At 37.6% G+C, this 22,098-nt stretch carries 21 protein-coding genes and 1 tRNA gene; 13 read left to right on the forward strand and 9 right to left on the reverse strand.

Going from position 1 to position 22,098, the window contains the following annotated elements:
• Positions 1-289 precede the first annotated feature (289 nt).
• From GQR87_RS11860 to GQR87_RS11875, 4 genes are all read left to right on the forward strand, one after another.
• On the forward strand, positions 290-1,546 hold the full coding sequence (locus GQR87_RS11860; protein WP_158969557.1) for a serine protease: 1,257 nt from the start codon (positions 290-292) through the stop codon (positions 1,544-1,546).
• Positions 1,537-2,493, forward strand: a complete 957-nt coding sequence (locus GQR87_RS11865) for an FHA domain-containing protein (RefSeq protein WP_158969559.1) — start codon at positions 1,537-1,539, stop codon at positions 2,491-2,493. Before GQR87_RS11860 ends, GQR87_RS11865 begins: the two co-directional genes overlap by 10 nt.
• 25 nt (positions 2,494-2,518) lie before the next feature.
• The gene (locus tag GQR87_RS11870; RefSeq protein ID WP_158969561.1) at positions 2,519-3,280 is read left to right on the forward strand and encodes an NRDE family protein; all 762 of its coding nucleotides are present in this window, start codon (positions 2,519-2,521) and stop codon (positions 3,278-3,280) included.
• A gap of 82 nt (positions 3,281-3,362) precedes the next feature.
• Complete coding sequence (locus GQR87_RS11875) at positions 3,363-4,553, forward strand: amino acid aminotransferase (RefSeq protein ID WP_158969563.1); 1,191 nt, start codon at positions 3,363-3,365, stop codon at positions 4,551-4,553.
• 63 nt (positions 4,554-4,616) lie between these two features.
• Here GQR87_RS11875 and ihfA read toward each other — a convergent pair whose 3' ends face one another.
• The 7 genes from ihfA to thrS all read right to left on the reverse strand — a co-directional run bounded on the left by ihfA (position 4,617) and on the right by thrS (position 11,814).
• Entirely contained in the window at positions 4,617-4,913 is a 297-nt protein-coding gene (gene ihfA, locus GQR87_RS11880; RefSeq protein WP_158969565.1) for an integration host factor subunit alpha, read from the reverse strand.
• Positions 4,914-4,917: 4 nt separating this feature from the next.
• Entirely contained in the window at positions 4,918-7,302 is a 2,385-nt protein-coding gene (pheT, locus tag GQR87_RS11885; RefSeq protein WP_158969566.1) for a phenylalanine--tRNA ligase subunit beta, read from the reverse strand.
• 14 nt (positions 7,303-7,316) lie between these two features.
• A complete protein-coding gene (pheS, locus tag GQR87_RS11890) occupies positions 7,317-8,297 on the reverse strand; it encodes a phenylalanine--tRNA ligase subunit alpha (protein ID WP_158969568.1) in 981 nt (326 codons plus the stop codon).
• Positions 8,298-8,646: 349 nt separating this feature from the next.
• Positions 8,647-9,003 carry a 50S ribosomal protein L20 gene (rplT, locus tag GQR87_RS11895; RefSeq protein WP_158969570.1) on the reverse strand — a complete coding sequence of 119 codons (357 nt, stop codon included), beginning with the start codon at positions 9,001-9,003 and terminating at the stop codon, positions 8,647-8,649.
• Positions 9,004-9,020: 17 nt separating this feature from the next.
• Positions 9,021-9,218 carry a 50S ribosomal protein L35 gene (gene rpmI / locus GQR87_RS11900; RefSeq protein ID WP_039989589.1) on the reverse strand — a complete coding sequence of 66 codons (198 nt, stop codon included), beginning with the start codon at positions 9,216-9,218 and terminating at the stop codon, positions 9,021-9,023.
• 116 nt (positions 9,219-9,334) lie between these two features.
• A complete protein-coding gene (infC, locus tag GQR87_RS11905; protein ID WP_158969572.1) occupies positions 9,335-9,862 on the reverse strand; it encodes a translation initiation factor IF-3 in 528 nt (175 codons plus the stop codon).
• A gap of 38 nt (positions 9,863-9,900) precedes the next feature.
• Positions 9,901-11,814: a threonine--tRNA ligase gene (gene thrS / locus GQR87_RS11910; protein WP_158969574.1), complete on the reverse strand. Its 1,914-nt coding sequence runs from the start codon at positions 11,812-11,814 to the stop codon at positions 9,901-9,903.
• A 300-nt stretch (positions 11,815-12,114) separates the two neighbouring features.
• Between thrS and GQR87_RS11915 the strand changes: the two genes are divergently transcribed.
• The 4 genes from GQR87_RS11915 (at position 12,115) to GQR87_RS11930 (ending at position 15,140) form a co-directional block, all read left to right on the forward strand.
• On the forward strand, positions 12,115-12,975 hold the full coding sequence (locus GQR87_RS11915) for a fructosamine kinase family protein (protein ID WP_158969576.1): 861 nt from the start codon (positions 12,115-12,117) through the stop codon (positions 12,973-12,975).
• Between the two features lie 66 nt (positions 12,976-13,041).
• Positions 13,042-13,785, forward strand: coding sequence for a pteridine reductase (locus GQR87_RS11920; RefSeq protein ID WP_158969578.1), 744 nt, complete (start codon positions 13,042-13,044; stop codon positions 13,783-13,785).
• A 5-nt stretch (positions 13,786-13,790) separates the two neighbouring features.
• Positions 13,791-14,810 (forward strand): DUF3080 family protein, encoded by a 1,020-nt coding sequence (locus GQR87_RS11925; RefSeq protein ID WP_233267252.1) that lies wholly within the window; start codon positions 13,791-13,793, stop codon positions 14,808-14,810.
• Between the two features lie 253 nt (positions 14,811-15,063).
• A tRNA-Val gene (locus tag GQR87_RS11930) sits at positions 15,064-15,140 on the forward strand.
• A gap of 285 nt (positions 15,141-15,425) precedes the next feature.
• On the opposite strand, the gene GQR87_RS11935 is transcribed toward GQR87_RS11930, so the two are convergent.
• Together GQR87_RS11935 and GQR87_RS11940 are read right to left on the reverse strand one after the other, a co-directional pair.
• Positions 15,426-16,124 (reverse strand): DUF1080 domain-containing protein, encoded by a 699-nt coding sequence (locus GQR87_RS11935; RefSeq protein WP_158969580.1) that lies wholly within the window; start codon positions 16,122-16,124, stop codon positions 15,426-15,428.
• A 93-nt stretch (positions 16,125-16,217) separates the two neighbouring features.
• On the reverse strand, positions 16,218-17,078 hold the full coding sequence (locus GQR87_RS11940; RefSeq protein ID WP_158969582.1) for an AraC family transcriptional regulator: 861 nt from the start codon (positions 17,076-17,078) through the stop codon (positions 16,218-16,220).
• Positions 17,079-17,243: 165 nt separating this feature from the next.
• Between GQR87_RS11940 and GQR87_RS11945 the strand changes: the two genes are divergently transcribed.
• The 5 genes from GQR87_RS11945 to GQR87_RS11965 all read left to right on the forward strand — a co-directional run bounded on the left by GQR87_RS11945 (position 17,244) and on the right by GQR87_RS11965 (position 22,044).
• On the forward strand, positions 17,244-18,368 hold the full coding sequence (locus tag GQR87_RS11945) for an alcohol dehydrogenase catalytic domain-containing protein (RefSeq protein WP_158969584.1): 1,125 nt from the start codon (positions 17,244-17,246) through the stop codon (positions 18,366-18,368).
• 10 nt (positions 18,369-18,378) lie between these two features.
• Positions 18,379-19,179, forward strand: coding sequence for an alpha/beta hydrolase family protein (locus GQR87_RS11950; RefSeq protein ID WP_158969586.1), 801 nt, complete (start codon positions 18,379-18,381; stop codon positions 19,177-19,179).
• 108 nt (positions 19,180-19,287) lie between these two features.
• The gene (locus GQR87_RS11955) at positions 19,288-20,445 is read left to right on the forward strand and encodes a cytochrome P450 (RefSeq protein WP_158969588.1); all 1,158 of its coding nucleotides are present in this window, start codon (positions 19,288-19,290) and stop codon (positions 20,443-20,445) included.
• Between the two features lie 28 nt (positions 20,446-20,473).
• The gene (locus GQR87_RS11960; RefSeq protein WP_158969590.1) at positions 20,474-20,782 is read left to right on the forward strand and encodes a 2Fe-2S iron-sulfur cluster-binding protein; all 309 of its coding nucleotides are present in this window, start codon (positions 20,474-20,476) and stop codon (positions 20,780-20,782) included.
• A 17-nt stretch (positions 20,783-20,799) separates the two neighbouring features.
• The gene (locus GQR87_RS11965) at positions 20,800-22,044 is read left to right on the forward strand and encodes an NAD(P)/FAD-dependent oxidoreductase (RefSeq protein ID WP_233267253.1); all 1,245 of its coding nucleotides are present in this window, start codon (positions 20,800-20,802) and stop codon (positions 22,042-22,044) included.
• Positions 22,045-22,098 lie beyond the last annotated feature (54 nt).

The following is a 22,098-nucleotide window of genomic DNA, read 5'->3' on the forward strand; positions in this document are numbered from 1 at the left end:
TGAAATCCGTACCGTAACTTAAGCGGTGTTATGCATGAAAACAAACAAACCGCTATTTTTAACCACAACCCAACAAACAGTTAACCTTTATTAAACAAAATGGATTTTTATTATAACTAATTTATAAAGAAACACTGTATTCGAGCGACAAACCATTTCATTCTTGCTCTGTGCAATTTAAACTAACTGTATAGAGGCTATTACTCTTTGTGAAGAAGCCCTAATGTTAGGTCATCAAAAAAGTACTTAATCTTAGTCAAATTCACCTTATTTTATTGGAATGCAGATATTGAGAATATTAGTAATTTTGTTGTCTTTGGTTTTCGCTCCGGCGCATAGTCAACAGACAGCTCAGAGCCTTTTTGGCCAGTATCAAAACGCTTTATATCAAATCAAAATAATTGATTTAGAATCAGGCAACAAATCTTCAATTGGCTCAGGGTTTCAAGTAGATTTGCAAGGTAATATAGTGACAAACTATCATGTAGTTTCAGAATATATATATTATCCAGAAAAATTCCGTATTGAATATATGGATCATTTAGGTCAAGAAGGGCAATTACAATTAATTGATTTAGATGTGATTAACGATCTTGCCTTAGTACGAAAAGTTCAGCTAAATGATACAGAAAGTGCTTTTCCTATCGCTTTATCATTACCTGAACAAGGCAGTGATATTTATTCACTAGGTAACCCTCATGACTTAGGCATGATAGTGGTACCGGGAACCTTTAACGGATTGAAAAAAAATAGCTTCTATCAAAGGATACATTTCACCGGGGCCATAAATCCTGGTATGAGCGGCGGCCCAGTAGTCAATCACAAAGGGGAAGTAATGGGTGTGAATGTTGCAACCGCAGGTAATCAGATTGGCTTTCTTATCCCTTTAGCCAAAGTCATTGATTTACTCAGTAACCAAGATGCTGAGCCTATTTCAAACGATCGACTAAAACCTCGTATCCAAGAACAACTGATGGATAACCAACAAAGGTTATTTTCTCGTCTAAAAAATCAAAATTGGAAAACAGCGAGCTTAGGAAAAGCCTCAGTCCCTTCCCAAGTTACAGAGTTTGTCTCTTGCTGGGGCGACTCAAATGCGAATAATAAAGATGCCTTGTTTTTATCTGTAGAAAACCGTTGTCGATTAGATGAACAAATTTTTCTGCATTCAGATTTAAATACCGGCTCTCTTGAATTGGACTTTGAATGGTTAGAAGGAAAGTCATTAGGTCAACACAGGTTCTATTCATTTTATACCGACAGTATCACTGGTGCAGGTCCTGGCAATAAAGCAGGCAAAGTTGATATTACTAATTATCGTTGCCAACAAGATAAAGTCACCAATATACATGGTGTTTCAAGCAAGACTGTTTTATGTTTGCGGGCCTATAAAGACTTTGACAAATTGTATGATGTATTATTTGTGGCAGCCACATTAGATCACGATGAAAATGGTTTGATAAGTCATTTCACCTTGGCTGGAGTAGCAAAAGAATCAGCTTTGACATTTACTAAAAAATTTATGGATTCAATTGAATGGCAATAGTTTTAGAGCTCCTCTCCCGTAAAAACATTCCTCTCAAACATTTTAAGTTTGAACAAGACTATGTATGTGTAGGGCGTGATTTTAACAATGATTTAAGATTAGACGACCCTTATGTCTGTCCTAGCCATATGTTAGTTGCTATTGACCCTGAATCGGGGCAATTGGTAGTTAATGATTGTCAATCGACTAATGGTATTAAGGTCAATAATAAGTATGTTAAGCAAGCAAATTTAACGTCCAATGACATAATCAAAATTGGCCGCACTAGACTACGTATAATTGATACAAAAATTCCCTTACCTGTTGCTATGCCTCTTAGTGAATTAGAAGAAAATTTGAATTGGTTGAACCGTGCATTCTTAACAGTATTTTTAACCTTTGTTTGTCTTAGCTATATGCTAATCGCAAAATTCATCAATAGTATTGAAGAATTTAATTTAATCAGTGTTTTAACTTCACAATTAAGTCAACTGGCCATCATCTGTATTTGGCCATTATGTTTTGCTGCATTGGCTAAAATTTCTAAGAAAGAAAGCCATTTGGTGAATCAAGTCAACTTGACCTTGATCACTAGTTTATTAGTATATGTCCTCAGCTTATTAGAAAAAGTAGTCATTTTTAACATTCAACCAGGTGCATGGTTCAATTGGCTTGAACTGGGTGTATTTTCTATCATAGTGGTTAGTTTCATTTGGTTAAGTTTATTTATAGCCTTTCACCAACCAGATAACCGACGTAACATTATTACAGCGGCTTTATCATGCATGGTTATTATTCCAATTTTCGCTATGGGTTACTTAAAGGACGATGATTTTAATAGTCGACCTAATTATGATCCTACCCTACTTGCTCCTAGTTATAATTTAACAGGAACTATATCAAGTGTTGAATTTGTCGATAGTTCTGAACGTTTATTTGATCGAGTTGATAAATTAAGAAATGACTAAAATGAAAAAACTATAAGCTTTTATTATGTGTATATTATTTGTTGCGATTAATAAAAATCAAGATTATCCACTGATGATTGCTGCCAATCGTGATGAATTTTTTGCTCGGCCGACTGCTGAGTCAAACTTTTGGTCAGATAATAACAATATATTAGCAGGCAGAGATCTAGAAGCCGGTGGGAGTTGGATGGGGATTAACCAAGGCGGATTTTTGGCTGCATTAACCAATATTCGCAATCCTCAACGTAATAATACAAAAGCAATCAGTCGAGGTAAATTGGTCTCTAATTATCTTACACAGCCAAGTCAAAATTATGCAACAAACCTCAGCCAAACAAAAGACCAATACAATGGATATAACCTATTGTTTGGAAAATGGGACAAGCTAGAAGTATATAATAATCATTTTGATCAAATTGTTTCTTTAACTTCGGGGATCCATAGTCTTTCGAATGAGAAACTAGATAGTAGTTGGCCAAAAATGAACAAAGGTAAAAGTAAATTAGAAACTTTATGCCAAACTCAAAAAAATATCACTCCTGAAAATTTATTTGACCTACTATTTGATAGTAACAAAGCTGACGATCAGCATCTTCCTAAAACTGGCATTTCACTGGAGCATGAAAGACGACTATCACCAATTTTCATTTTAGGAGAAGAGTATGGGACTCGTTCTTCAACTGTACTTACAGTCGATAAAAATCAACAAGTAAATTGGTACGAACGGACGTATAACAATAAAGCAAATTGTTTGTCTGAAAAAAGTTTCCATTTCAATATAAAATAGAGTTAATTTTACTCGAATTTTTCAATACTAGTGGCATAATGCACCGATACGCTAGTCATCAATTTTACCACTAAGGAACATCATGTTTGAAGTATTGCCTCAACTACCCGCAGATCCTATATTAGGTTTATCCACCGCTTTTAAAGCCGATACAAATCCTAACAAAATTGATTTAGGCGTAGGTGTTTATAAAGACGAACAAGGTCATACACCGATCTTAAGTTCAGTGGCTAAAGCACAAACAATTTTATTAGACAAAGAAGATTCTAAAACCTATATCACCCCACAAGGTGTGCAAGGGTATATAGATGGCATGTTACAGCTAATGCTGGGCAAAGATAGTCCAGCTTTATTAGCTGATAGAATAGCAGCAGTTCAAGCTCCTGGCGGCTGTGGAGCACTTAGGATCTTAGCTGAGTTAATCAAACGTTGTGATGATCAGTTAACTGTTTGGGTAAGTGATCCTACCTGGGCTAACCATATACCATTAATTGGTAACGCTGGTCTAAAAATCGAAACTTACCCGTATTTTGATAAAGACAGTGCTAGCATAAAATTTGATGCCATGATTGATTGCCTAAAACAAGTTAAAAAAGGCGACGTGGTGTTATTACACGGATGCTGCCATAACCCAACAGGTGCAGATTTAACTAAAGAACAATGGCAAGTGGTTTTAGAAACCGCTCAACAAACTGGTTTTATTCCTTTTGTTGATGTTGCATACCAGGGCTTTGGTGACGGATTAGAAGAAGACGCTTACGGAATGCGTTTAATGGTGAATAACCTACCTGAAGTTGTCATTGCAGCTTCATGTTCGAAAAACTTTGGTTTATATCGCGAACGTGTTGGTATCGCAGTAATGGTGACTGAAAACTCGGCTACCCGTCAAGCTATTCAAACACAAATACAGTCAATTGCTCGTGGTATTTACTCTATGCCTCCTTCATACGGTGGCGCTTTGGTAGATATTATCTTAAATGATGATGTATTACGTGCTGAATGGATGGGTGAAGTAGAAGCTATGCGCAGTCGCATGCAAGATCTGCGTACTCTACTGGTTAGTAAGTTAACTGAATACGGTTCACAGAAAGATTTTGAGTTTGTAAAAAAACAAAAAGGAATGTTCTCTTTCTTATGTATCACTCCAGAGCAAGTGCAAGCGATGCGAGATCAGCACAGTGTGTATTTTGTCGGTTCGAGCCGAGTAAATATAGCCGGCATTAGTCAATCTAATGTAGATGCGTTAGCTAAAGCTTTAGTTTCTGTGCTATAAACAGTACAAATTATAAAAATAAAAAAACCGGCAATTTGCCGGTTTTTTTTGTATTAAAACAATTTATTCAAAAGGTTTAGAACTCTCTACACGACTTTTTAGTTTCTGGCCAGGTCTAAAAGTCACCACTCGGCGTGCTTTTATTGGAATGTCTTCCCCTGTTTTAGGGTTTCTTCCTGGACGCTCATTTTTTTGTCTTAGATCGAAGTTACCAAATCCAGAGAGTTTAACCTGCTCGCCAGACTCCAAAGCTTCACGTACTTCTTCAAAAAAAGTTTCAACAAGATCTTTTGCATCACGCTTGTTGAGCCCTAACTTTTCAAATAAATGTTCCGCCATTTCGGCTTTGGTTAATGCCATAAAATCAATCCCTCAAAGATGCTTCAAATTTTTCTGATAACTCGGCCACAATCCCATCAACCGTTGCCTGAATGTCACTTTCTGCTAACGTCTTAGATTTATCCTGCAAGATAAGTGAAATCGCGAGGCTTTTCTTACCTTCTGCAATTCCCTTCCCTTTATACACGTCAAACAAGTTTAGGCCAACTAGTTGATTTGCGCCAAATTTTTCGATACTAGTCAAAATTTCACCAACTACTTTATCATCGTCTACAACGATTGCAATGTCACGTCGATTTGCAGGAAATTTTGATATTTCTTCAGAAATAGGTAGTTTTTTTACGCCAAGAGCATTAATTTCCAATTCAAATACGAAAGTACGGCCATTTAAACCTAATACTTTTTCAAACTGTGGATGAACCGCACCTAGATAACCAAGTAATAGATTATCTTTATAAATTGCAGCACTTTGACCAGGGTGTAATGCGTTTTGCTGAACAGCAGTAAAGTAGTAGCCGGTCACACCTGCACTATCAAGTATGTTTTCAACATCACGCTTCACATCATAAAAATCTGCTGCGCGAGTAGCACTGTCCCAATTTTCTTCATTAAGATTACCGGTTATCACACCACTTAATACTAATTCTTGTCTAACACCGGTTTTTTCTGACTTATCTGGGATAAATCTTAGTCCAGATTCAAATAGTCTAATTCTAGGTTGTTGACGCTTCTGGTTATAGGAAACGGCTTGCAACAAACCAGTCCATAAACTAACTCTCATCACAGACATTTCTGAGGAAATAGGATGAGGTAAAACTAAGCCTTCAATTTCAGGATATAAAAGAGTTTGTATTTTCGGATCAACAAATGAATAAGTAATGGCTTCTTGGTATTCACTTTCGACTAAAACTGTTTTTAGCTGTTTTAATTCTACTTTGCTCTCTTGATGTTTAGACATCTTAAGTGTCGATACTGGCGAAACGTTCGGAATTTGGTTGTAGCCGTAAACTCTAGCCACTTCTTCGATCAGATCTTCTTCAATGCTAATATCAAAACGATAAGGAGGAACTGATACCTGCCAAATGCCATTTTCAAATGACATAGCAAAACCTAAACGCTGAATAATATCTGATACTTTATCTGCTGATATTTCAATACCTAATACACTCGTCAAACGATTATGTCTAAGTTTAACTGATTGTGTTTTAGGTATATGGCTTTGTTCAATAGCTTCAACTATAGGGCCGGCTTGACCACCAACAATATCTAATAATAAGGTGGTAGCTCGTTCCATAGCGGTTCTTTGTAACTCAGGATCAACGCCACGTTCGTAACGATGAGATGCATCGGTGTGCAAGCCGTATTGTCTAGCTTTACCCATAATTGCATCACGCGCAAAAAATGCGCTTTCTAGAAATATATCTTTACTGGTTGAAGTAACGCCAGACTCTAAACCACCAAATATACCAGCCATAGCCAAAGGCTTATTAGAGTCTGCAATAACCAGTGTATTAGCTTGTAAAGTCACTTCATTGCCATCTAACAGTGTTAGCTTCTCATCTTGTTTAGCAAGTCGAACAATTACATCGCCTTCAAGCTTGTCATTGTCAAAAGCATGCATCGGATGACCAAGCTCTAACAACACAAAGTTTGTTACATCAACTACAGGATCAATACTTCTAATACCTGAACGTCTTAATTTTTCTACCATCCAAAGCGGACTGGTAGCATTGAGGTTAATATTTTTTATTATACGCCCTAAATATCGAGGACAGGATTCAGGGTTAGCTAATTGAATATTTCTACTATCAGAAATTTCAGTCACGACATCAGCGACTACTTGCTCAGTAACATTCGTTTGATTTAGCACTCCAACTTCACGAGCTAAACCTTTGATACCTAAACAATCGGCACGGTTTGGCGTTAAATCCACTTCGATAGTGACATCATCTAAAGATAAATATTCTCTAATATCTTGACCAATAGGTGCATCTAAAGGCAGTTCTAAAATACCATCTGAATCTTCGGAAATGCCTAACTCAGAAAAGCTACATAACATACCAAATGAAGGTTGGCCTCGTAATTTTGCTTTCTTAATTTTAAAGTTACCAGGCAACACAGCCCCGACTTTGGCTACTGCAACTTTTAAACCTTGACGACAATTCGGTGCACCACAAACGATATCAACGAGTTCATCGTCGCCGACATTGACTTTGGTAACTTGTAATTTGTCTGCATCTGGATGTTGGCCACATTCAACTACTTCACCGACTACCACACCGCTAAATTCACCAGCAACGGCTTCTACACCATCAACTTCTAAACCGGCCATACTCAATTGCTCAGAAAGAGCATCTGTAGATATGGAAGGATTAACCCATTCTCTTAACCACTTTTCACTAAATTTCATATTCTTGGCTCGGCTTAATTAAATTGCTTAAGGAAACGAAGATCGTTTTCGAAGAAGGCACGCAAATCATTCACTTCGTAACGCAACATAGTTAATCGTTCGACGCCCATACCAAAAGCAAATCCTGTATAGACTTCTGGATCAATATTGACGGCTTTAAGTACATTAGGATGGACCATTCCGCACCCTAAGACTTCAAGCCACTTACCATTTTTACCCATAACATCTACTTCAGCCGAAGGTTCTGTAAAAGGAAAGTATGAAGGTCTAAAACGTACTTGCAGATCTTGTTCAAAGAAATTATTCAGAAAATCATGTAAAATTCCCTTTAATTCCGCAAAACTAACGTTTTTATCCACCATTAAACCTTCAACTTGATGGAACATAGGTGTATGAGTTTGATCGTAATCATTTCGGTAAACCCTACCTGGTGAAATAATTCTTAACGGTGGTTGCTCTACTTCCATGGTTCTAATTTGCACACCAGAAGTCTGGGTACGTAACATCACATCAGGATTAAAATAAAAAGTATCATGATCAGCTCTAGCTGGATGATTAGCTGGAATATTTAACGCGTCAAAATTATGAAAACCATCTTCTACTTCAGGACCTGTTTTTGCGGTAAATCCTAATTCACTAAAGAAACTTTCAATTCGATTAATGGTACGAGTAACTGGATGTAACCCTCCTCGCTCTATACCTCGGCTAGGCAAAGTGACATCAATTTTCTCACCCGCTAATTTTTGATTTAATTCTTGAGTGCGTAATAACTCACCCCTAGCATGGATAAGTTGCTGAATTTGTTGTTTGGCCAAATTGATTTTTTGACCTGCAGCAGGGCGTTCTTCATTAGAAAGTTTCCCTAACCCTTTAAGTAACTCTGTCATGCGGCCTTTTTTGCCCATGAATTCAACGCGAACGGCATCAAGTGTATTTGCATCTTGAGCAACATTGATTTGCGTTTTTGCTTCTTTAATTATGGCATCAAGATCCATAGTTTCCTCGAATTACATTATATTTTAATTGTTAAACATTCCGCAGCAAAGCGATAAGTTTGGACATTTTTAAGAGCCAGATATTCTACACGAAAGCAAGGTGCTGAGGCTAGGTGAAATTAACGGAAAGTACGGATTTCTAACGATTTTTTGCTGAATTTAAGTAATGATAATTACCTTGAACAAAGTAACATTGAAGCTAACTTAAAGCATGAACTAAAACAGTAGGGTTAAAAGTAAAATTGTTTTTATGCTGGATGGTAAATAATAGAAAGAAAAACGGCGAGCATCCTGCTCGCCGTTTCCTGAAAGAACTTAAACTATTAATTAAAAAAATTAGCTTAAAAAATTAAGCTAATGCACCTTTAGCTGCATTTACTAACGCAACAAATGCATTTTTATCATGTACCGCTATGTCAGCTAAAATCTTACGATCGATCTCAACAGATGCTTTTTTCAAACCATTGATGAAACGGCTGTAAGACATACCATTTTGACGAGAAGCAGCATTTATACGGGCAATCCATAATTGACGGAATGTACGTTTTTTGTTGCGACGGTCACGATATGCATATTGACCAGCTTTTGTTACTGCTTGTACAGCAACGCGATAAACTCGACTACGAGCTCCATAATAACCTTTGGCTTGTTTTAGTACCTTTTTATGTCGGGCACGTGCAACAACACCACGTTTTACTCTTGCCATATTCTAAGTCTCCTGTTTTAAACGTAAGGTAACATGCGTTGAATTAACGCAGTGTCGGCCACATGGACCAATTTTTTGCCACGTAAGTGACGTTTACGCTTAGAACTCTTCTTAGTCAAAATATGACGTAAGTGAGACTGTTTACTCTTGAAGCGACCCGAAGCAGTTTTAATAAAACGCTTCGCAGCTCCACGGTGTGATTTCATTTTAGGCATTGCTAAAACTCCGCATTGTTAATAACTTATCGTGTTGCAGACACTCAAAGTTTAAGTTACATATTTAGCAGCAAGGTGAGAACGGGGGCAGAATCCGAACTACTTGTAGACCTTAACTACTTCTTAATTGGGGCAAGCACCATGATCATCTGACGACCCTCTACCCTATTTGGGAAAGATTCGCAGTTGGCAATGTCTTCTAAATCAGTGCGAACACGTTTTAGTTGTTCAATGCCAATCTCTTGGTGTGCCATTTCACGTCCGCGAAAACGAATCGTTACTTTGGCCTTGTCACCCGCTTCTAGAAAGCGACGCAGGTTGCGCAGTTTTACCTGGTAATCGCCTTCATCAGTGCCAGGGCGAAATTTAATCTCCTTGACCTGAATTTGCTTCTGTTTTTTCTTTTGTTCTTTAAGTGTCTTGCTCTTTTCGAACAAGAACTTACCGTAATCCATTACTTTACATACTGGCGGCTCAGCATTAGGGCTAATTTCAACCAAGTCTAAACTTGCTTGTTCGGCAGTAGCCATAGCTTCATTGATAGACACTACGCCTAAAGGTTCACCATCTTTACCAACCAAACGTACTTCATTTAATGTAATTTCTTCGTTAATTCGAGCTTTATTCGAATCTTTAGCCTTCATGTTAGCGCTTTTAATATGTTATTCCTCCAAAAAATTAATCAGATATGTTTGTTGTCAACTTCTAACATGGTTTTGTCGATAAATGCCTCAATGGACATTTTACCTAGGTCATCACCTTTACGCGAACGCACTGCGATTTCACCACTTTCCATCTCTTTATCGCCAACAACAAGCAAATATGGGACACGCTTCAGCGTGTGCTCGCGGATCTTAAAGCCTATCTTCTCATTTCTCAAGTCTAACTTTGCTCTAATACCACTTTCTTTTAGTTTTTTTAGTACTTTTTGCGAATAATCGGCCTGTTTATCGGTAATATTCAAAATTACAGCTTGTGTGGGTGCTAACCAAAGTGGGAATAAGCCAGAATATTCTTCAATTAAGATACCAATGAAACGTTCTAACGAACCTAAAATTGCTCTGTGGATCATAACAGGCACTTTTCGTTCACCATCTTCAGCAACATAAGTTGAACCTAAACGACCAGGCATAGAGAAATCAAGTTGTACTGTTCCACATTGCCAAGCTCGGTCTAAACAGTCATGTAAAGTAAATTCAATTTTGGGTCCGTAAAAAGCGCCTTCACCTGGAAGGTACTGAAATTCAATGCCTTTAGTGGTTAGCGCTTCTGCTAATTCTTTTTCAGCTTTATCCCACATTTCTTCACTGCCTACTCTTTGCTCTGGGCGAGTAGACAATTTCACAGAGATAGCTTCAAAACCAAAAATTTTGTAGATTTCATAGACAGAATCAATACATCCACCTACTTCAGCCAAAATTTGCTCTTCAGTACAGAAAATATGCGCATCATCTTGAGTAAAACCCCGTACCCGCATTAGTCCGTGCAGTGCACCTGAAGGTTCGTTACGGTGACAACAACCGAACTCAGCCATGCGTAGCGGTAAATCACGATAGGATTTTAGGCCTTGATTAAAGATTTGTACGTGACCAGGGCAGTTCATAGGTTTTACCGCATATTCACGTTTTTCAGAGGTTGTGGTGAACATGTGTTCTGAATATTTATCCCAGTGACCTGATTTTTCCCATAAGCTTCGGTCCATCATTAACGGCGCTTTGACTTCTTGATAATCATATTCACGTAATTTGCCACGGATAAATTTCTCAAGTTCGGTATATATACTCCAACCATCATTGTGCCAAAACACCATTCCCGGTGCTTCTTCTTGCCAATGGAATAAATCTAGTGATTTACCAATTTTGCGGTGGTCACGTTTTTCTGCTTCTTCTAATCTATTTAAATACGCTTTAAGTTGTTTTTTATCTGCCCAAGCTGTGCCATAAACACGTTGCAACATTTTATTGTCGCTATCACCACGCCAATAAGCACCAGCGACCTTCATCAATTTAAAGTGTTGGCAAAAGCGCATGTTCGGTACATGAGGACCGCGACACATGTCGATATATTCTTCATGATGGTACAAAGCAGGTTGATCATCTTTAGCAATGTTTTCATCAAGGATCTGTATTTTATAAGTCTCGCCACGAGCTTCAAAGGTGTCTCTGGCTTCTTGCCAAGTTCCCACCTTTTTAACCACCTCATAGTTGGTTTTTGCTAGTTCAAGCATACGTTTTTCAATTTTGACTAGATCTTCATCGTTTAATGAATGTTCCATATCAATATCGTAATAAAAACCGTTATCAATAGTTGGGCCTATTGCCATTTTCACGTCGGGGTAAAGTTGCTTAATAGCATGACCAATTAAGTGGGCGCAGGAGTGGCGGATAATTTCTAGCCCATCTTCATCTTTCGCTGTGATGATTTGCAATTTAGCGTCTTTTTCAATTAATTCACAAGCGTCAACTCGAACGCCGTCGACTTTACCGGCAATAGTAGCCTTAGCTAAACCAGGACCTATGTCATTAGCGACATCAAGTACAGAAACTGCATGATCAAATTGGCGTTGACTACCATCGGGAAGAGTAATTATGGGCATAGTTAATCCTTAATGCAGTGGTGACACCTACCAAGCGCCACATGCGAATGTTTTTCAATAGGGTGTAAACCCCAAGACAAAAATAAAAAACACCCAAACGGGTGTCAGTAATAATAGATAAAATTCTACAACTATTAATTGCGCAATATTATACAGAGATATGCTTTAGCTATGCAATGAAGATCCATAAAGTTAATTACTAAATGATATAAAAAAACCGAATTTGATTACTTAATCAAAGATACAAAACTGCCAAATACACCATAATAAAAGAGCACTCATTTATTTTGGATTATTGTTATGTGGCATTTTATTAGCGAACAAATCAGTCAAAGTACCCAGCACGAGTTTATTTGTGACGATGTGCGAGAAATGCCAGAAGGCAACAGTCATCAAACATTTCGAATATCTGATGGTAAAAATAGATTTTTCGTAAAAGTAAATGACAAAGTCAAGCTCAGTAATTTCCAAGCAGAAGCAGAGGGCTTAGAACACTTATCTAAAACACATCTATTTAAGGTTCCTAAAGTAATTACTAGTGGGATTGTATCTAATCACAGTTTTTTAGCCCTTGAGTACATACATCTGTGTGCAGGGTCTAACGATGAACATTATAAATTCGGTCAATGTCTGGCCAATATGCATCAACAAAATAGTCAACAAATGTATGGCTGGCAAGAAGACAATTTCATTGGACTGACGCCACAAGTCAACAAATGGCATAAACATTGGAGCCATTTTTTTGCTGAACAACGCATTGGTTTTATGTTGCAGTTACTCGCAGAAAAAGGGCATAAACTAGCCGATATAGATAAAGTAGTACATTCAGTGGAAAAACTATTAGCTGGACATAATCCTTTACCTTCAATGTTACATGGAGACTTATGGTCAAATAATACCGGTTTTTATAAGCAACAAGCTGTGATATTTGATCCCGCATTTTATTTTGGCGATAGAGAAACAGATTTAGCCATGACAGAATTATTCGGCCGTTTTCCAGATTCATTTTATCAGGGATATGATAATATTTGGCCTTTAGATAATGACTATATATATCGCAAACCTATTTACCAACTTTATCACACACTTAATCATGCACTATTATTCGAAGGCTATTACTTAGATAGCGCCAAAGTCATTTTGAAAAATTTAGATGACTAGTTTTTATTGCTGGGCTTTAGTTAAGTTCGACGATATGCTTTGTTTTTTCTTTATATTTAAGTGCTAATGAATAACAAAGTCACATTTATTACTGGTAGTGCGAAACGTATAGGCGCATTCACTGCCAGATACCTACATAATTTAGGATCCAATATAGTAGTGCATTGTAATCACTCCCGTTTAGAGGCTGAAACATTATGCAAAGATCTTAATCTCATCAGGCCTAAATCAGCTCGCTTAGTACAAGGTGATCTATCAGACTTATCCGTTATTGAACGAGTGGGACAACAAGCCATAGATGCCTTTGGTCAAATAGATGTATTAATTAATAACGCCTCATCATTTTACCCTACCCCAATCGGTACTATTACTGGAGAAGATTGGCACAGTTTAGTGGGCAGTAATATGCAAGGGCCACTATTTTTATCACAATATTGCCAGCCAGAACTTGCCAAAAATAATGGTTGTATTATTAATATGGTTGATATTCATGCAGCTAAACCTTTAAAACAACATACCTTATATTGCATGGCTAAATCGGCTTTAGTGACAATGACTCAATCATTAGCATTAGAGTTGGCCCCAAGCATAAGAGTAAACGGGGTGGCACCAGGGGCTATATTGTGGCCAGAACAGAATATGTCAGATAAAGATAAAAACGAAATATTAAAACACATACCCGCCCAACGTTTAGGCCAGGTTGAAGACATTGCTCATGCTATCTCGTATTTAATTTCTGCAACTTATGTGTCTGGACAAATCCTTGCGGTTGATGGAGGGCGAAGTATTTCCTCACAGACAAAAGGCTAAGGTAGATGATCTTAGCTAAACTGATAATTACTATGTTTGTGAGTTGTTTTTTATTTTCATGTAATAACAACAAACAACTCCCATATTTAATAGATGACTATCAACAACGTTTAGCCAATATAATAGATAAAGATACGCCAAACCTAAAACAAGTTAGTCTAGCGCCCTACCCTCATTTGGCTGAGCGCCCCCTTAATATCAGCGAAACGACTATTAAACTGTTTGAGTTTTATCAGTTAAAACCTTGTCAGTTATATTCTTTAGTGGCCGAACGAAATACCACTTTAGGTCGCTTACAGTTACCTTCGACTCGGTACCTATACGAACATCAATTACTAGCAGCCATAGGGCAATGCATACAAATCATCAACAATGAAGAATTACTGCTAAAACTAAAAAACTGGCAACAAATAAAATTAAACAACATCACGAATGTGTGGGCAGAACTCATTCAAAACAGTAGTGAAATGAAATATGCACTGAGTACAAATCAACATTATGTATTGGGCACAGCAGAAGATGGGATAAGTGCCAGTAAAGAAGCATTTCATTATTTAATTAATTTGGAGCAAAATCAAGAAATCAACGCTAGTGAATTAGAACATCATTTACAACAAATAAAACACTTCGCCCTACCCGCCAAATTATGGTTAAGTCAAACCACATTAACTAAGCAATTAAACCAATCAACCCAATGGCTAAAGCAGCATAACCATCAATTAAAATGTAAAAATGGTAGAGCTGAAACTAAAGTTAAATATATGGCGAATGTATTTCAGTTATATTTTATTGAAAAAATTCAACCGATAGCCAGCAGAATAAATGACTATCAGTACCAACTAAGTCCTATTTTCACACAGCTTAGTCAACAATCGAATTTATCTACCAGTTTTACCATGTATGTAAAACACCATAACAAAACAGGCTTTAGCGCATATCAATTTGCAATGTCTCAACATATACAATTTTGGCAAGGGCTATTTAAGCGCTGTAATATCGCCCCGGGTAGTATCTTTAAGAATTGAGTAGTAGCCATTGAAAATATGGTTTTCCCATTTTTGTGATTATCTCAACTATTGAGGCGCAAAAGTTAATCAATGTTTATCTGTTTTTGAGAAAAGGCCCTAAGTTAGCCAATCAAATACATTTGAATTGTACATTTACTGAACATTCAATCAATTATAGGAAAAAATGGCTTGCAGAGCCATCAGACCATAGTTATTATACGCGCCGCTTCAGACGCAATGTTTGTAGTAGATTTTACAAAGATAGTAAAATACAACCGTAGCTCAGCTGGTTAGAGCACCACCTTGACATGGTGGGGGTCGGTGGTTCGAGTCCACTCGGTTGTACCAATTCTAAACCTTTCAGAGTTAATTAAAACTAAAAAGAAACCATCTAAATCTACTCTAAGCCCTTGATTCGTTTTTTTGAAAAATACATCGATGTAATGGAATTTAATAGTAAATTAGCGGGTAGACTTTGACGTCCTCAATTAAATATTCTTATAATCATTATCAAGTACTAACATCGCTATATCGATTATGCCGAAAGAGTAGATAGAACTTTAACAAGCAAGAATAAAAAAGCCCAAGGATAAATTGGGCTAAATTAAATAGGCTTTTATTGTTCAGGACAATTTATTTCAACTCAGTCACAAATACGTTTCTAAAACGCACAATATTATCTGTTTTGCCAGTTTTACGTAACTTTTCGCTACCGTGATGCTGTAAACCGATAAAGCCTTCTTTTAATTTATTATCTAAAACATGAGTGGTTAACACACCATTCAAATAAATTTTAATTTCGTTGTCGATACACTCAATACGATAGCTGTTCCATTCAAGATGTTTATAAGCATTAGCCATTTCATCTGTCCATTTGGGCAAAAAATTCTTTTCAAAGTCAGCATCTAAGTTAGAACGGGTTTTATGCACTGGGTGTAACCATTGGCGTCCTGCTTGATGATATAAACCACCACTCCATTTACGAGGACTAGGATCAACTTCAGCTTGGTACCCTGCGGCTTCTACTCTCTTTCCCTTTTTAATAGCGCTGCCTCTAAACATAAAGCCAGAGTTACTGTATTCGCTGACGTCGGGTAATATAACCTCGCCAGTTAAAATAAAGTTTTTATAACGCTTTTTAGTGGTCAAGAATAAGTTACCTGTTGAATTCAAGACTAACTCATCGCCTATCATTTCGGCTGTTCCGTAATCGTATATATTAGAAAATTGAGATAATTCAGCATCTAATAGGGATTTGGGTTGTGGCTGTCCATCTATGACACAGCCCGCTAGAAGTGCAACAGACAATAAAATACTTAGTACTGATTTCATAATATGCTCATTGTTAAATAATTGTTTAAGACTTGTCGTACTAGGTTACCTACTTTTTAACAAAAAAAGAAGTCATGCCAGTTTTATTTTTGGTTAACCAGATTTCAAAAGTACTTCACTACGATACTTTTTAGGTGTAACCGAAAACTGTTTTTTAAATTGAGCAATAAAATGAGATGGGCTAGAAAAATGTAATTCATAGCTGATTTCGGTAATCGATTTTTCACTTTGGCTGATCATTCTGGCGGCACTGTACAACTTATGTTTTAAGTTGTACTCCGAATAGTTACAACGAAACACACTTTTAAATAACCGAGAGAAATAGGCCGGTGATAAATAACACTTTTCAGCTGCTTGATTAAGCGATAATTCAACTGAAGGATTATGTCTAAACAAATCAATTATAGGTTGTAATTTTTTAAACCCAGGGCTTTTAGCAATCGGTTTATTGTCTTGTAGATCAACAGTATGAGAAAACTCAGCTATCCATAAAATTATTGTTTTTAGTAAGTTTAAACTCAGGGGACTATGCGGATCCCGCAGGTAACATTGATGTAGCCAAGCCAACTGTTGCTGCACAACCTGTATATGTTCAGGCTCCAAGCGCAAATGTAAGGCTTGATTAAACACACCTCTTACATGAATAAAATCTTCATGATCAAATAGAGCAGGTAAAAATTGCAAAATGTACCAAGACTTTTCACCATCAGCACAATCAAAGTTGTGTGTTTCTATCGCGGGCGTAAACACTATATCGTTGTCTTGCAGGTTTGACTCCCCCTGACTATAAAAGTACTGGCCAGTGATGGATTCAAACAGAATAAATTCATGTACTTCATGAAAATGCATAAAACAACTATATGGATCTTGTGCTTGATAAACCACTTTATGAATTTCAAATAGATGACTTTTTTCTATACAAAAAGGTTCACAATATACTCTTTGTGCTTTCATTCATTTCACACATGATTCTGTTATAAAAAATAAAATTATCACAGTCTTAAACAATTCAACATCAAATAAATGACATTTTTTAATAAATAACTGACAGTAATTGCAAGCTATACTATGTTTCAATTCACCTCCATTATTTTTACAATTTTTTAAAGAGTCCCAAGTATGATCACATCTAAAGCAGTTATCTCTGACGGCAAAGGCAATTATCAAGTTGATACAATACAAATTGGCGAATGTGCCGACAATGAAGTATTAGTGAAAATTGTCGCAGCTGGTATATGTCATACAGACTGGGACTCAATCCAGACTTGGAACAAAAATTTTATCGTGGGTCATGAAGGGGCTGGCTATGTTCACTCTGTCGGTAAAAACGTAACAAAAGTGGCGGTTGGCGATAAAGTCATTTTAAACTGGGCAATTCCCTGTGGCCATTGTTTCCAATGTAATGAAGGCAATGTGCATATTTGCGAAACCAACTCCCCTGTTTGTGGCTGTGGTCTTGAAGGGCACGCAAAAATAGAGTCGTCTACCCACAACAATCAACCAATTGAACGTTCATTTCATTTAGGTGCCATGAGTGAATATGCCATGGTTAAACAAGAAGCTGTGGTAAAACTGATTCATGACATTCCTTTTGCTGCCGCCTCAATTGTTGGTTGTGGAGTAATGACAGGCTGGGGTTCAGTGGTTAACGCGGCGAATGTAAAAGCAGGCTCTACTGTCTGTGTTATAGGTTGTGGTGGTGTGGGTCTAAATGTGATCCAAGGAGCTAAAAACTCAGGAGCGGCAAAAATTATTGCCATCGATATTGCACAAAACCGTATTGACCAAGCAAAAGAATTTGGCGCCACTCATGGCGTCATTTCAGAAAAAGACGATATTGATTTTGTCAAAGTAAAACAACAAGTCATGTCTATAAATGGTGGACGAGGTGCAGACTACGCATTTGAATGTACTGCTATCCCTGCCCTAGGCTCTGCGCCTTTAACCCTTATTCGAAGTGCAGGAACAGCTGTACAAGTTAGTGGTATAGAGCAGCGTATCGATTTTGATTGTGAATTATTCGAATGGGATAAAATTTACATTAACCCTTTATATGGCATGTGTAACCCTGAGCGTGATTTTCCACGAGTATTAGATTTATATACACAAGGTAAACTTAAGCTCGAAGAGTTAGTTACCAAAACCTATCGATTAGAAGATATAGCGCAAGGCTTTGATGATTTATTAAATGGCCGGATTGCTAAAGGTGTGGTGTTAATGGATACCGCTGAAGGTTCAAATTAAGGGTTAAATAATGACTGTCACTCGTATTGAAAAATCTAATCCCAAGTATGCTCGGAAAAATACATTAACCTTAACCTTGCACTCAGATAATCTAAACCGTCGTCAAGATGTCACGGTTTATAATCCCTACAGCCAACAGAAGGACTTACCCATTGTCATATTGTTACATGGTGTATATGGCAATAACTGGGTCTGGATGGATTTAGGTGGTGCTCACCAAGTATACGAAAACTTACGTAAACAAGGTTTAAGTGAATTTGTATTAGTCATGCCGTCTGATGGCGGTATCTGGGAAGGTTCTGGTTATTTACCGCTGCAACAACATGGCAATTTTGAAAAATGGATCATGGATGATGTAATTAATACTGTTATAGACACAGTGGACTCTGTAAGTAGCGATAGCAATTTATATATAAGCGGCTTATCTATGGGTGGTTTCGGAGCCTTACGTTTAGGGGCTAAATATGCAAAACGATTCAGTGGTATATCTGCCCACTCTTCTATTACTAAAGTGGAAGATCTCGCTATTTTTACCGACGTACCTTTAAGCCAATATCAAACTGCCGATGCCAATGAGTCAGACATTATTTACTGGTGCCAACAAAATAAAGCCGATCTCCCACCTTTACGATTAGATTGTGGCACCAGTGACGATTTAATTGAAAGTAATCGAGATTTAGTCAGCAAACTACAAGCGGCTAAAATTCTTCATCAATATCAAGAATTAGCGGGCTGTCATGAATGGGAATATTGGAATAAAAACCTAGTAAAAACATTGCACTTCTTCAACCAAATAGAAACAAACCGTTAACAAGACAAAATTACGATACTTTTAGCCAAATTGATGGCATAAATACTATTTAAATAACATTATTATGTCATTACCAGTACAGATTGACATACATTAAATGAGGGCGTCATGAAAATAAGCGACATTAAAGATCCTTTTGTAGAAGCAAGACAACAAAAAGGTTATGCACAAGTAAGTGATCAAGATGATCCCGTCACCATGATGTTAAGACTTAAAGACGTCAGAAAATGTGCACATAATGCTAAAACCTTTAGCTCGGAAGATATTCCTGGACGCATAGTGGTGCCGTCTGAAGTGAACATTCGTACTACCAGACAAATTCCATTTGAAGTGGATCCTCCAAAACATAAAGGGTTTAGAGGCCTACTTGACCCATGGTTTAAACGTCCACTGGAAGACGACTACAAACAAAAACTTCATAGCATTGTTGATAAATTAGTGACTGAAAATTTGGCTGGTAATTCAGTTGAAGTGATTAAAGAATTTTCTTTAGTTCTGCAATCTAGAGCTCTGACTTTATTACTTAACACCCCCTTTGAAGACTCAAAATTATGGATCAGCTGGGGAACTCACGTATTTAGAAGTGAAGGCGATGCCTTAGACGGCGACAAAGCACAAGTATTATACGATTACCTCGATGAGAAACTTGACGAAGCTCTAGCTAATCCAAGTGACGACTTATTTTCTGTATTATTGGGCGCAGAAGTCGATGGTAAAAAAATGAGCAAAGAAGAAGCCAAAGGTGTACTCATATTAACTTTTGCTGGCGGCAGAGACACAGTTATCAATGCAGTATCAAATACCATTGCTTATTTAGCTGACCACCCTGAATCATTGCAACGTTTACGTGATGAGCCAGAAATCAGAGGCCGAGCAATTGAAGAATTTATTCGTTATTTCTCCCCTCTTACCCATATGGGCCGAGTAGTAAAAGAAGACACTCAAGTCTGCGAACATGCAGCCAAAGCCGACACTCGCATATCTCTGTGTTGGGCGTCAGCTAACCGTGATGAAACGGTATTTGAAAACCCGAACGAAATTGTACTAGACCGCAAATTAAACCCCCATGTAGGGTTTGGTTTTAGTCATCATAACTGCCTTGGCGCCACCCATGCACGGCAGATATTAAGCACCTTGATTGATGTGTTTTGTGAAAAAGTCAGCACCATAGATTTACTAGACGCCCAAGATAATATCGAGCATTGGGACGATTTCGACCGTAAAGTAGGTTATGAAAACCTAACGGTTAAATTTAATAAAGCATAAACCTAAACAAATAAGCGAGAATATCAAAATGGCAAAAATTACATTTATTACCCAAGACAACGAAAGTATCACCCTAGAAGCTGATTCAGGCTCTGTAATGGCCCTAGCGGTAGAAAATGGTGTAAAAGGTATTGATGGCGACTGTGGCGGCGTTTGTTCATGTGCAACATGCCATGTACACGTTAACCCTAGCCAAGTAGCCCAAGCTGGCGAAGCCAGTGAAATTGAAGCAGACATGTTAGAGTTATCTGATAACGCTAACGAATTCAGTCGCTTATGCTGTCAAATTGAAATTACACAAGACTTAGATGGTCTAGAACTAACTGTAGCTAACTAATAGAAATGGTGCCCTCGATGGTTGTAAGTGAAGAAAAGTGTATTGTCATTGGTGCCAGTCATGCTGGCGTTAATTTAGCATTTGCCCTACGCAAAGAAGGTTGGCAAGGTGAAATCAAATTATTTGATGCAGACCCGACTCTACCTTACCACCGTCCACCATTATCAAAAGCTTATTTGACCAGTGACGATGGCATAGAAAAAAACCTATTAAAATCAGCTGATAGTTATCTAAAAGAAAACATTTCTCTGAATTTAGGCGTATCTATTACCGCGATAGACACAGCGAACAAAACCATCACTACTAGTGCTGGTGAACAACACAGTTATACCAAACTAGTGATTGCCACAGGTGCACGACCTTTTATCCCACCGATTGAAGGAATTAATAATGCTTCTAACTTGTACCCATTGCGTACAGCGGCTGATGTCACTAATATTCGTCAAGCTTTAGAGCAAAGTACCAGCAAACAAGTAGTAATAATTGGTGGTGGTTATATAGGCCTTGAAACCGCAGCTTCTATGAAAAAATTAGGTGCGACAGTCACAGTATTAGAACGTGAAGAACGAATTCTTGCCCGTGTCACCGCGCCTATAATGTCTGAGTTTTTTCAGAAATTGCATGCTGAAAATGGTGTTGAAGTACTAACCCAAAAAGACGTATCTTCAATCGTCACTAGTGATAACAAAAATATTGTCAGTTGTTCTGATGGTAGCCAATACCCAGCCGATCTAATTGTGGTAGGAGTCGGTATTCGAGTGAATAGCGAACTAGCAGCAACAGCAGGCTTAACCATAGAAAACGGTATAGCGGTTGACGGGGCAGCACGTACCAGTGATAACGACATATACTCAATTGGCGATTGTAGTTTTCATCACAACCCCCACTACGACCGTAACATCCGTTTAGAGTCAGTACAAAATGCGGTAGATCAAGCAAAAATAGCTGCAGCTTCTATCTGTGGCAAAGATGTCAATTACGATACTTTACCTTGGTTCTGGTCTGATCAATACGACGTGAAATTACAAATGGTGGGCCTATCTCAAGGCTACAATAAAATATTAGTTCGACAAGAGCCCAGTGAAGGGCATAAATTTTCAGTCTGGTATTTTAAAGACGACACGCTTTTAGCAGTAGACTCAGTCAATAATGCGAAAGCTTATGTAGTAGGTACTAAATTTATAAAAGGTGGAGACAAGGTAGATCAAGCTAAACTTGTTGACCCTGAAGTAGAATTTAAACCTGCTAATTTACTCGTTTAATCGTATTTATCATTCTTATTAAAAGGCTCGATTTCCGAGCCTTTTTTATGGCAA

Origin of the sequence: Paraglaciecola sp. L3A3, from assembly GCF_009796765.1 — a bacterium.
Classification (GTDB): Bacteria; Pseudomonadota; Gammaproteobacteria; order Enterobacterales; family Alteromonadaceae; genus Paraglaciecola.

What these genes read in the sequence shown, in the direction of transcription:
- GQR87_RS11865 (WP_158969559.1), top strand. Translation starts at nt 1,537, where the DNA reads ATGGCAATAGTTTTAGAGCTCCTCTCCCGTAAAAACATTCCTCTCAAA.
- GQR87_RS11870 (WP_158969561.1), top strand. Translation starts at nt 2,519, where the DNA reads ATGTGTATATTATTTGTTGCGATTAATAAAAATCAAGATTATCCACTG.
- GQR87_RS11875 (WP_158969563.1), top strand. Translation starts at nt 3,363, where the DNA reads ATGTTTGAAGTATTGCCTCAACTACCCGCAGATCCTATATTAGGTTTA.
- ihfA (WP_158969565.1), bottom strand. Translation starts at nt 4,913, where the DNA reads ATGGCATTAACCAAAGCCGAAATGGCGGAACATTTATTTGAAAAGTTA.
- pheT (WP_158969566.1), bottom strand. Translation starts at nt 7,302, where the DNA reads ATGAAATTTAGTGAAAAGTGGTTAAGAGAATGGGTTAATCCTTCCATA.
- pheS (WP_158969568.1), bottom strand. Translation starts at nt 8,297, where the DNA reads ATGGATCTTGATGCCATAATTAAAGAAGCAAAAACGCAAATCAATGTT.
- rplT (WP_158969570.1), bottom strand. Translation starts at nt 9,003, where the DNA reads ATGGCAAGAGTAAAACGTGGTGTTGTTGCACGTGCCCGACATAAAAAG.
- rpmI (WP_039989589.1), bottom strand. Translation starts at nt 9,218, where the DNA reads ATGCCTAAAATGAAATCACACCGTGGAGCTGCGAAGCGTTTTATTAAA.
- infC (WP_158969572.1), bottom strand. Translation starts at nt 9,862, where the DNA reads ATGAAGGCTAAAGATTCGAATAAAGCTCGAATTAACGAAGAAATTACA.
- thrS (WP_158969574.1), bottom strand. Translation starts at nt 11,814, where the DNA reads ATGCCCATAATTACTCTTCCCGATGGTAGTCAACGCCAATTTGATCAT.
- GQR87_RS11915 (WP_158969576.1), top strand. Translation starts at nt 12,115, where the DNA reads ATGTGGCATTTTATTAGCGAACAAATCAGTCAAAGTACCCAGCACGAG.
- GQR87_RS11920 (WP_158969578.1), top strand. Translation starts at nt 13,042, where the DNA reads ATGAATAACAAAGTCACATTTATTACTGGTAGTGCGAAACGTATAGGC.
- GQR87_RS11925 (WP_233267252.1), top strand. Translation starts at nt 13,791, where the DNA reads ATGATCTTAGCTAAACTGATAATTACTATGTTTGTGAGTTGTTTTTTA.
- GQR87_RS11935 (WP_158969580.1), bottom strand. Translation starts at nt 16,124, where the DNA reads ATGAAATCAGTACTAAGTATTTTATTGTCTGTTGCACTTCTAGCGGGC.
- GQR87_RS11940 (WP_158969582.1), bottom strand. Translation starts at nt 17,078, where the DNA reads ATGAAAGCACAAAGAGTATATTGTGAACCTTTTTGTATAGAAAAAAGT.
- GQR87_RS11945 (WP_158969584.1), top strand. Translation starts at nt 17,244, where the DNA reads ATGATCACATCTAAAGCAGTTATCTCTGACGGCAAAGGCAATTATCAA.
- GQR87_RS11950 (WP_158969586.1), top strand. Translation starts at nt 18,379, where the DNA reads ATGACTGTCACTCGTATTGAAAAATCTAATCCCAAGTATGCTCGGAAA.
- GQR87_RS11955 (WP_158969588.1), top strand. Translation starts at nt 19,288, where the DNA reads ATGAAAATAAGCGACATTAAAGATCCTTTTGTAGAAGCAAGACAACAA.
- GQR87_RS11960 (WP_158969590.1), top strand. Translation starts at nt 20,474, where the DNA reads ATGGCAAAAATTACATTTATTACCCAAGACAACGAAAGTATCACCCTA.
- GQR87_RS11965 (WP_233267253.1), top strand. Translation starts at nt 20,800, where the DNA reads ATGGTTGTAAGTGAAGAAAAGTGTATTGTCATTGGTGCCAGTCATGCT.